Origin of the sequence: Streptomyces sp. E2N166 (genome assembly GCF_003671715.1) — a bacterium.
In the GTDB taxonomy this organism is placed as follows: domain Bacteria; phylum Actinomycetota; class Actinomycetes; order Streptomycetales; family Streptomycetaceae; genus Streptomyces; species Streptomyces thinghirensis.
Map to the genome: position 1 here is coordinate 200,659 of NZ_RAIF01000027.1, position 9,173 is coordinate 209,831.

General features: G+C 71.4%; 9 protein-coding genes and 1 riboswitch. Of the genes, 5 read left to right on the plus strand and 4 right to left on the minus strand.

The features are described from left to right. The coding region (locus EBH09_RS21435; RefSeq protein WP_238697406.1) for a GNAT family N-acetyltransferase at positions 1–982 on the minus strand (982 nt) is incomplete at its 3' end. Positions 983–1,269: 287 nt separating this feature from the next. On the opposite strand from EBH09_RS21435, the gene EBH09_RS21440 reads away from it, so the two are divergent. Next, positions 1,270–2,079: an HAD family hydrolase gene (locus EBH09_RS21440; RefSeq protein ID WP_121748593.1), complete on the plus strand. Its 810-nt coding sequence runs from the start codon at positions 1,270–1,272 to the stop codon at positions 2,077–2,079. Positions 2,080–2,125: 46 nt separating this feature from the next. Here EBH09_RS21440 and EBH09_RS21445 read toward each other — a convergent pair whose 3' ends face one another. Further along, entirely contained in the window at positions 2,126–2,629 is a 504-nt protein-coding gene (locus EBH09_RS21445; protein WP_121748594.1) for a transglycosylase SLT domain-containing protein, read from the minus strand. A 5-nt stretch (positions 2,630–2,634) separates the two neighbouring features. Further along, positions 2,635–2,802, minus strand: a riboswitch (cyclic di-AMP (ydaO/yuaA leader). A gap of 690 nt (positions 2,803–3,492) precedes the next feature. On the opposite strand from EBH09_RS21445, the gene EBH09_RS21450 reads away from it, so the two are divergent. From EBH09_RS21450 to EBH09_RS21465, 4 genes are all read left to right on the plus strand, one after another. Further along, positions 3,493–4,503, plus strand: a complete 1,011-nt coding sequence (locus EBH09_RS21450) for a polyprenyl synthetase family protein (RefSeq protein WP_121748595.1) — start codon at positions 3,493–3,495, stop codon at positions 4,501–4,503. Between the two features lie 235 nt (positions 4,504–4,738). Continuing rightward, entirely contained in the window at positions 4,739–5,977 is a 1,239-nt protein-coding gene (locus tag EBH09_RS21455) for an outer membrane lipoprotein carrier protein LolA (protein ID WP_121748596.1), read from the plus strand. A gap of 115 nt (positions 5,978–6,092) precedes the next feature. Next, complete coding sequence (locus EBH09_RS21460) at positions 6,093–7,079, plus strand: ABC transporter ATP-binding protein (RefSeq protein WP_121748597.1); 987 nt, start codon at positions 6,093–6,095, stop codon at positions 7,077–7,079. Beyond that, positions 7,066–8,013: an ABC transporter permease gene (locus EBH09_RS21465; RefSeq protein WP_238697400.1), complete on the plus strand. Its 948-nt coding sequence runs from the start codon at positions 7,066–7,068 to the stop codon at positions 8,011–8,013. Before EBH09_RS21460 ends, EBH09_RS21465 begins: the two co-directional genes overlap by 14 nt. Positions 8,014–8,022: 9 nt before the next feature. On the opposite strand, the gene EBH09_RS21470 is transcribed toward EBH09_RS21465, so the two are convergent. Both EBH09_RS21470 and EBH09_RS21475 read right to left on the minus strand, forming a co-directional pair. Beyond that, positions 8,023–8,625, minus strand: a complete 603-nt coding sequence (locus EBH09_RS21470; RefSeq protein WP_121748599.1) for an NAD(P)H-dependent oxidoreductase — start codon at positions 8,623–8,625, stop codon at positions 8,023–8,025. Between the two features lie 89 nt (positions 8,626–8,714). After that, positions 8,715–9,173: DUF6668 family protein (locus EBH09_RS21475; protein WP_121748600.1), on the minus strand; the 459-nt coding region annotated here is incomplete at its 5' end.

Sequence of the window (9,173 nt, forward strand, 5' to 3'; positions counted from 1 at the left end):
GCGCGCGGCGGGCCGGCTCGCGGCCGAGCCAGTGCAGCGCGGCGCCCGCCCCCACGCGCGTCGCCGCCCCCTCGTACACGGGCAGGTCACCGGTCTTCAGGGCGTCTTTGTACTCCGCCGGACCCCGTCCCATGTCGAGCATGCCGATGCCTTGGGCGGCGGCTGCCTCGGCCATCCGCAGATGCAGGACAAGACCCGGCGAGTACTTGGCGAACTCCGGGTCGTACGCCGGGAACCAGCACGCCAGGACCGTCGCCGAGCGCAGTCCGAAGTGGGCGGCGACCGGCCGGCCGCCGGCGTGGAGAACGGACAGCGTGCCGGTGCACTCCGGCGCCCGGGTCCCGGCGAGCCGACCGACGAGCCGCGTGATCCACTCCTGCGCGAACCGGTCCCGGCGTCCCGTCCTGCGGTACTGCGCCGACTTCCACCCCATGAGCGTGCGCAGCGCGGCCGGGTCCCGTTCGTCGAACACGAAGCGCACGTCCCCGACCTGACGGCCGAGCCTGCGTTCCTTGGCGAGGGTGGTCTTGAGGAACTTCGGCGACCGGTCGCGCAGCCCGCTCTCGTACGCCTCGTACCCCTTCTCCACGTCGATGACGTAGGTGGTGTGCTCCTCGGCGGCGTGCGGCACGAACAACCCCTGCTCCGCCTCCAGGTTGTCGAAGGCGAAGCTCGACAGGGAGCAGGCCCGCAGCAGTTCGCGGGTGTCCGGGGTGAGGCCTGGGCGCAGCACCGCGCCCTGGCAGTCCGACACCCCGAGTCCGATCGCCCGCCCCTGACCCAGCGGTCCGCGCTCGTGCGGCAGGAAACCGGCCGCCTCACCGCCGTCGTACACCACCGCGACCCGCGCCCGCGGCCGCACCCGGCCCACGACGTCGGTGAACTCCGGTTCCATGAACGGATTGCGTGGTGCCGTCGACTTGGCGCGCAGCTCGCGCCAGTGCTCCCGTTCCCCCTCGCCCAGTTCCTCCGGCCTGAGCACACGCACACGTCCGCTGTTCAACCCGACCCCCCGATCAAGTCCCCCCTGGACAAAAGGAAGGTACCCCCGGGCGCCGTCCGGCCGGTAGGTAGCGGACCATGTTGTTGCCAACCGGTGCACAGGCCTTTAACCGGCTTTAGCCGATGATGTGCCAGGTTTCGGACACGAACGTGCGTCCTCGTGCGCACTCGTGCCGTACTCGTGCGGACTCGTGCCGACCTCGCGCCTCCTCGTTCGGAAGCGGTCGCGGGTGAGTCGGACAGGTGCGGTGTCCGTATTCTCTGATCATGGACCGCACCGCGTATTCACTCGTCGCCACCGACCTCGACGGCACGCTGCTCCGCGGCGACGACACCGTGTCCGACCGGTCACTGGCCGCGCTGGCGCGGGTGGCCGGGGCCGGTGCGCGGCATCTGGTGGTGACGGGGCGGCCCGCGCCCCGGGTGCGGCCCCTGCTCGACCGCCTCGGCCGCACGGGGCTCGTGGTGTGCGGCCAGGGCGCCCAGGTGTACGACGCCGGCGCGCACCGGATGCTGTGGTCGGTCACCCTGGACCGGGAGCTGGCGGAGACCGCGCTCGGCAAGATCGAGGCCGAGGTGGGGCAGGTGCACGCGGCGGTCGACCAGGACGGTGTCGACGGCCTGACGCTCATCGAGCCGGGTTACCTGATGCCTCACCCGACGCTGCCCGCGGTGCGGGTCGAGCGGCGCGACGAGCTGTGGAACGCGCCGATCAGCAAGGTGCTGCTACGTCATCCCGAGCTGTCCGACGACGAGTTGGCGGCGACGGCGCGCGCGGTGGTCGGTTCCCTCGCCACGGTCACGATGTCGGGCCCGGGGACGGTGGAGCTCCAGCCGTGCGGCATCACCAAGGCCACCGGCCTGGCGCTGGCCGCCGAGCGCCTGGGCGTGAGCCGGCGGCGGACGATCGCCTTCGGGGACATGCCCAACGACATCCCCATGTTCGACTGGGCGGCGCACGGTGTGGCCATGGCGGGCGCCCACCCCGAACTCAAGGCGGTGGCCGACGAGGTCACCCTGACGAACGAGGACGACGGCGTGGCCGTCGTCCTCGAACGGATCTTCAGAGCTTCGTAGTACGGCCCGGAGCCCCGCATTGCGGTGCAGAGGCCCGTATCACGGCTCAGTACGCGCCGAAGACGTTGTCCATCGAGCCGTACCGGTCGGCCGCGTAGTTGCAGGCGGCGGTGATGTTGGCGACCGGGTCGTACGGGTCCCAGGAGGTGCCGGGCACGTGGTACGCCTGGAAGGTCGGGTCGATCACCTGGAGCAGGCCCTTGGACGGGGTGCCGTTGATGGCGTTGATGTCCCAGTTGTTGATGGCGAGCGGGTTGCCGGACGACTCCCGCATGATGTTGCGGTGGATGCCCTCGTACGAGCCGGGGATGCCGTGCTGGGCCATGATGTCGAGCGACTCGCGGATCCAGCCGTCGAGGTTGTCCGGGTACGTCGTCGCCGTGGTGGTGGCGGTCGTCGCGGCGGCCGTGGTGGCGGCCGGAGTGGCGGCGGAGGCGCTGGTGGCCCCGATGAGCGGCAGGGCGAGCACGGCGGCGCCGGTGCCGGCCACGGCGAGCTTCCGGGCGAGGCGGGCGGTGCGGGCGTGACGGTTCTGACCGTTGGCAGACATGCTTGAGTCCCTCTCCTTACGCCTGCGAGGTGAGCTGTCGGGTTCGGGCGGGGAGGTGCCCGGCCGGGCCCTTACGGGCACGGCTTCACCCCTAGCCGCTCCGGTGGTGACCGGTGCGGCGGCTTACCTGGGTCCCCCGCTCCTGCCTGCGAGTTTGTTGGCGGATGACTGTGTGTCCGGGCGGTGGCAGGATTCGGCGTCCGCCCGACAGGCCGGGAACGTATGCGAGAGCACATGTCCGAAACAAGTGCAGGAATCACCCAACGGGCCTGTTGACCTTGTTCTGAGGTGTTTGAGGCGCTTGATCCTTTGCGGCTGCCAAGCCTCAACTGGCTTGCGGGGCAAAGGGAGGGCGCAGCCGGCGGTGGGGTTGCCTACAGGTGGGGTGAAGTGAGCCAACTCACCCGCCTCAACAAGGGTGGCAAATCGGGCATTGGTGCCAACTCGGAGTCAATCGCCCGCAGGTGGGGAGGGCTTCGAGTTCCGGCGGCGGTCGGGTGGGCCGGCCGCCGCGCGCCTCTCGTTCCCGATCCCGCCCCGGCCGGTGTTTCCGTGTGCTGTGCGGGGCATCCGTTCGGGGCGGGGCCGGGGTGACCCGAGCGGGTGACGTATTCGGAGTGCGGGCCGTTGGGAGGGGTGATGTGATCTTCGGTGGCGGGTTCCGGCCCCTGGTGATGGCGATCGATATCTGCTCATATCACCTGATCAAAAACATACTGTGCATGATCCGATACCGACCGGCCTGTAACGGTGGGCGCTAGCGGTGATCGAAAGGTGACCGGATACGCTGACTTGAGTGGTGGCAGCGACCTATCGACAAACCAGGTAATCGCCAGTAGACACCAGCAGACAGGAGACCCCTCGTGACCGTCGTCGGGCCGTTCGGGCTGAGCGTGCGGGACCAGGCTCTGGAAGCCGATGTCCAGGCCGGATTGGTTGCGGTCGAGGAAGGGTTGCTTGAGGCAACCAAAAGCGAGGTTCCGTTCATCACGGAGGCCGCCCAGCATCTGGTGCGGGCCGGCGGCAAGCGTTTCCGGCCACTGCTGGTGATGCTCTCCGCTCAGTTCGGCGACCGGTACGCCCCCGGGATCGTGCCCTCGGCCGTCGTCGTCGAGCTGACCCACCTCGCCACCCTGTACCACGACGACGTGATGGACGAGGCCGCCGTACGGCGCGGCGTGCCCAGCGCCAACACCCGCTGGGACAACTCGGTCGCGGTCCTCACCGGCGACTTCCTGTTCGCCCGCGCCTCGCAGATCCTCGCCGACCTCGGTCCCGAGGCGGTCCGCGTGCAGGCCCTGGCGTTCGAACGGCTCGTCACCGGCCAGATCCTGGAGACGGCGGGGCCGCAGGACGGCCGGGACCCGGTCGACCACTACCTGGACGTGCTGGGCGGCAAGACGGGCTCGCTGGTGGCGGTCTCCTGCCGGTTCGGCGCGATGATGTCCGGCGCCGACGAGACGGTCGTGGACGTGCTGACCCAGTACGGCGAGCGGCTCGGCGTCGCCTTCCAGCTCGCGGACGACGTCCTGGACATCGCCTCCGACTCCCACGAGTCGGGGAAGACGCCCGGCACCGACCTGCGTGAGGGCATCCCGACCCTCCCGGTGCTGCGGCTGCGCGAGCGGGCGGCCCGGCTGGGGCTCGCCGAGGACATCGCCCTGTGCGAGCTGCTGGACTCCGACCTGAGCGACGACGCGCGGCACGCGGAGGCGCTGCGGCTGCTGCGCGCCCACCCCGCGCTGGAGCAGGCGCGGCGGGACACCGTGCGGTACGCCAAGGATGCCCGGGCGGCGCTGGCCCCGCTCAAGGAGTGCGAGGCGAAGTCCGCGCTGGTGGAACTGTGCGACGCCGTGGTGCACCGGGCCGGCTGAGCGCCCGGCCGCGTACCCCGCCCCCTACGGGACGGGGGAGTCGCGAGCCCTCCGTGTCATCCCGCAGGAGTAGGCGGAGTTGAGCCCGCGGTCTGACGATTCCGCTTGGCCGATTTGGTCAGATGGACACCACGGAAACACCAATCCTCACCGATTCGGGTGAGAATGGCGGCTCACGGGTGAACGAGCGCGAGATCGTGAGACAGCCGCCGCCGACGACGGAGGTAGGGCACACATGGCACCGATCGATTCCGACGACAACACGACCGCCGGGGAGGGCGAGGAGCTGCGCGCCGGACGGCGCAGGGCCGCGCGGTACGTCGTCCCGGTCGCGGTGATGGGCGTGGCGGCCGCGACGATCGGCCTCGTCCCCGCGCTCGCCGACTCCGGGGACCCGGACCTTCCGAAGGTCACGGCGGAGCAGCTCATCGAGAAGATCGCCAAGTCGGACGTCGAGCAGCTGTCCGGCACGGTCAGGATCAGCACCGACCTGGGTCTGCCGGACCTCGGCGGACTGGAGAGCGGCCTGATGTCCGGTATGTCCGGCGGTCCCGGTCCGGGCGGGGACGAGGACGGCTCCGCCGCCGACCCGTCGGCCAAGCTCACCGAGCTGGTGTCCGGCACCCACACGCTGCGGGTCGCCGCCGACGGCCCCGACCGGCAGAAGCTGTCGCTGCTGGAGAACGCCGCCGAGTACAGCCTGATCCACGACGGCAAGGACGTCTGGGGCTACGACAGCGAGTCCAACGAGGTCTACCACGCAACCACGTCCGGCAGCGCCGAGCAGCCGGAGAAGGAGGTGCCGGCCACTCCGAAGGACTTCGCCGACCAGGCCCTCAAGGCGGTCGACGGCACCACGTCCGTGACCGTCGACGGCACCGCGCAGGTGGCCGGCCGGGACGCGTACCGCCTGGTGATCAAGCCCAAGCAGGAAGGTTCCACGGTCGGCGCCATCAGCGTCGCGGTGGACGCCGAGACCGGCATGCCGCTGAAGTTCACGCTGACCCCGTCGAGCGGCGGCGCCGCCGTCGTGGACGCGGGCTTCACCAAGGTCAGCTTCGCGAAGCCGGACGCGTCGACGTTCGACTTCACCCCGCCCAAGGGAGCGAAGGTCACCGAGGCCGACGAGGCGCCGGAGCACGGGCGGAAGGCCGAGGGCGGCCTCGCCGAGGAAATGGACGGCCTGAAGGGGACCGACGGTCTCAAGGGGACGGACGGCCCGAAGGTCATCGGCGAGGGCTGGAACTCGATCGCCACCTTCGACACCGGCGGCCAGGGCCTGCCCACGGCCTCCGCGGGCGGTGACCTCGGCGGCTTCCTGGGCTCCTTCGGCGACCAGGTCAAGGGCGACTTCGGCTCCGGCACGGTCTTCAAGACCCGCCTGGTCAACGCCCTGATCACGGACGACGGCAAGGTCTACGCCGGTGCGGTCACCAAGGACGCGCTGGTGAAGGCGGCCGACGCGGCCCAGTAGGCGTCAGGTCAGGTCTGGCCGGGCGTCACGCGCCAGGGGTCGGGCGCCAGGCGTAGGGCCTGGCGTCCGGCGTCGGGCATCAGCACGGAGCAGCTACGTCGAAGCGAGGGAGCCGATGGCCGAAGCGTCCGCCACGGAAGCGGAGAGCCCGGGCCAGTGGGACGGCGCGGACGACGCCGCCATCGCCACCCGGGCGCTCACCAAGCGCTACCGCGGCGGACAGCTCGCCGTCGACGGTCTGGACCTGACCGTTCCGGCGGGCAGCGTCTTCGGCTTCCTCGGCCCGAACGGTTCCGGCAAGACCACCACCATCCGCATGCTGATGGGCCTGATCGAGCCCACCTCGGGCACCGCCCGGGTCCTGGGCCGGCCGATGCCGCGCGCGGCCCGCACCGTACTGCCCCAGGTCGGCGCCCTCATCGAGGGCCCCGCCCTGTACGGCTTCCTCTCCGGACGCGACAACCTCCTGCGCTACGACGCCGCCGACCCGGCCGCCGACCCGCGCACCCGGCGAGAGCGCGTCGGTGCGGCGCTGGACCGGGTGGGCCTCGCGGCCGCTGCGGGCAAGAGGGCGAAGGCGTACTCGCTCGGCATGAAACAGCGCCTCGCGCTCGCCGCGGCACTGCTCCAGCCGCGCCGCCTGCTCGTCCTGGACGAGCCGACCAACGGGCTCGACCCCCAGGGCATGCGCGAGATCCGCGCGCTCGTGCGCGAACTGGCCTCCGACGGCACCACCGTCTTCCTCTCCTCCCACCTGCTGGACGAGATCGAGCAGGTGTGCACGCACGCCGCCGTGATGGCGCAGGGGCGGCTGATCAGCCAGGGCGCGGTCGCCGACCTGGCGGCCGGGGCGCGTGGCCGGCTGGTGGTGACCACGCCGGACGCGGGGGAGGCGGCCAGGGTGCTGAAGGAGCAGGGGGCCGGGGACGTGGTCGTCGCCGAGGACCGGGTGACGGCGGAGCCACCGGACCGCGACCTCGCCGACCTGAACGCCGCCCTGGTCGCGGCCGGTGTCCGCGTCCGAGGCTTCGGAGTGGAGCGCGCCTCCCTGGAGGACGTGTTCGTGGCGCTTACCGGGGAGGGCTTCGATGTCGCGGGCTGATACGTCGCGGGCCGGGTCGCCGCGGGCCGGGTCGCCGCGGGCACGGGTGTCGCGGGCCGAGGCGCCGAGCGCGGTGCGCACCCCGAGTCCGCTGTGGTCCTTCGGGCTGCTCCGCAGCGAACTGCTGATCACCTTCCGGCGCTGGCGCACCCTCGCCCTGCTGGGCGTGCTGGCCGCCGTGCCGGTCCTGGTGGGCATTGCCGTGAAGATCGAGACGAGCGACGGGGCGTCGTTCGGCGGGGGTGGTGGCGGTGGCGGCGCGGGCCCGGCGTTCATCTCGCAGATCAGCAACAACGGCCTGTTCCTGGTCTTCACCGCGCTGGCCGCGACCCTCCCGTTCTTCCTGCCGATGGCCATCGGCGTCGTCGCGGGCGACGCGGTCGCGGGCGAGGCGAACGCGGGTACGCTCCGCTACCTCCTGGTCGCCCCGGCCGGCCGCACCCGGCTGCTGCTCACCAAGTACGCCACGGTGATCGCCTTCTGCCTCGCCGCCACCCTGGTGGTCGCGGTCTCGGCGCTCGCGGTCGGGGCGCTGCTGTTCCCGGTCGGTGAACTGACCACCATCTCCGGCACCCGGATCACCTACGCCGAGGGCCTGGGCCGCGCCCTGCTGATCGCCCTGGTCGTGGCCGCCTCGCTCGTCGGTGTCGCGGCCCTCGGCCTGTTCGTATCGACCCTGACCGCCAGCGGCATCGCCGCGATGGCGACCACGGTGGGGCTGCTGATCACCGTCCAGATCCTCGACCAGATCCCGCAGCTCGACGCGCTCCAGCCGTACTTCTTCTCGCACTACTGGCTGTCCTTCGCCGACCTGATGCGCGAACCGGTCTACTGGGACGACCTGGTGAAGAACCTCGGCCTCCAGGCGCTCTACGCGGCGGTGTTCGGCTCGGCGGCCTGGGCGCGTTTCACGGCGAAGGACATCACCTCGTAGGCGCGGACCTCACCTTGCGGGCACGGTGTCCGTCTGCTCGTACGGGAAACGGGCGAGCGGCGCCTCCCGCGCGAAGAAGGTCTTGGCGCCTGCCAGCGCCTCGGTGTCCTTCAGGACGTCACCGGGCTTGCTGCCGTTGCCCAGCAGTACCCCGCCGAAACGCATGCCCATGTAGGCCGCCGAGTTGCTCAGGCTGCCGATCAGCGGATCGGCGACCTCCCGCTCCTGGTGCGCGAGCGCGGTGACGCCCCACAGGGTGCGTCCGGCCAGGGTCGCCTTGAAGTCGAGGCCGGGGGTGCGCAGCCAGCCGGACCAGTAGTCGAGGTAGCGCTTGACCGGGGCGGACAGCGAGTACCAGTACAGCGGTGAGGCGATCACGATGTCCGTGGCGGCGAGAGTGGCGTCGAGCAGCAGGCCCGCGCTTCCCTCAGTGGGGCGGACGTGGTCGCTGTCGTGCCGCAGGTCCTCGAAATCGGGGAGCGGGTGCTCGGCCAGGTCGATCCATCGCTGCTCGACGTCCGTGGGCAGTTGTTCGGCGGCGCGGCGGGCGAGCAGTTCGGTGTTGCCGTCGGCTCGGCTGCTGCCGAGCAGGAAGAGGTAGTGGCGGGTCATGAGAGGTCCCCCCTGATGGTTGCCGTGTGCGGATACCAGCATATGCATTATATGCACACGCAAGCATCTGTCCACTGTGTGCGAGTGGCTCAGCCCACCCGCCCGGTGAGGCGGACCAGGGGGCCGGTGCCCCGTGGAGGACTTCCGTCCGTCTCGCCGAGGCGCCAGGCGGGGACCCACGGAACGCGATGGACGTCCACGGCCGCTTCGAGCAGCTTCACTCGCTGGGCGAGGGGCCGGGGCAGCCGCCCGGGCGCGTCCGCGACGAGGACGACGGCGTCGAGGTCGAGCCCTGCCGGATGCTCGTGCCGGAAGTCCGTCACGGCACGGTGGACCGCCGCCAGCCCGGCCGCGTGCGTACGGGCGACGAGCAGCACCGACGGCGGGTCCCCGGGACCGGGCCAGCCGCGTCCGCAGTCCTGTCCGCCGTACACGGCGGCGAGCGTCGAGACGCCGGCGCCGCCGTGCGTGCCGACCCAGGAGAAGCGCCGTGGGGCGGGTGGCTCCGAGTGCGGGGGCGCCGGGACGGGCTGCCCTGGGGCGGGTGG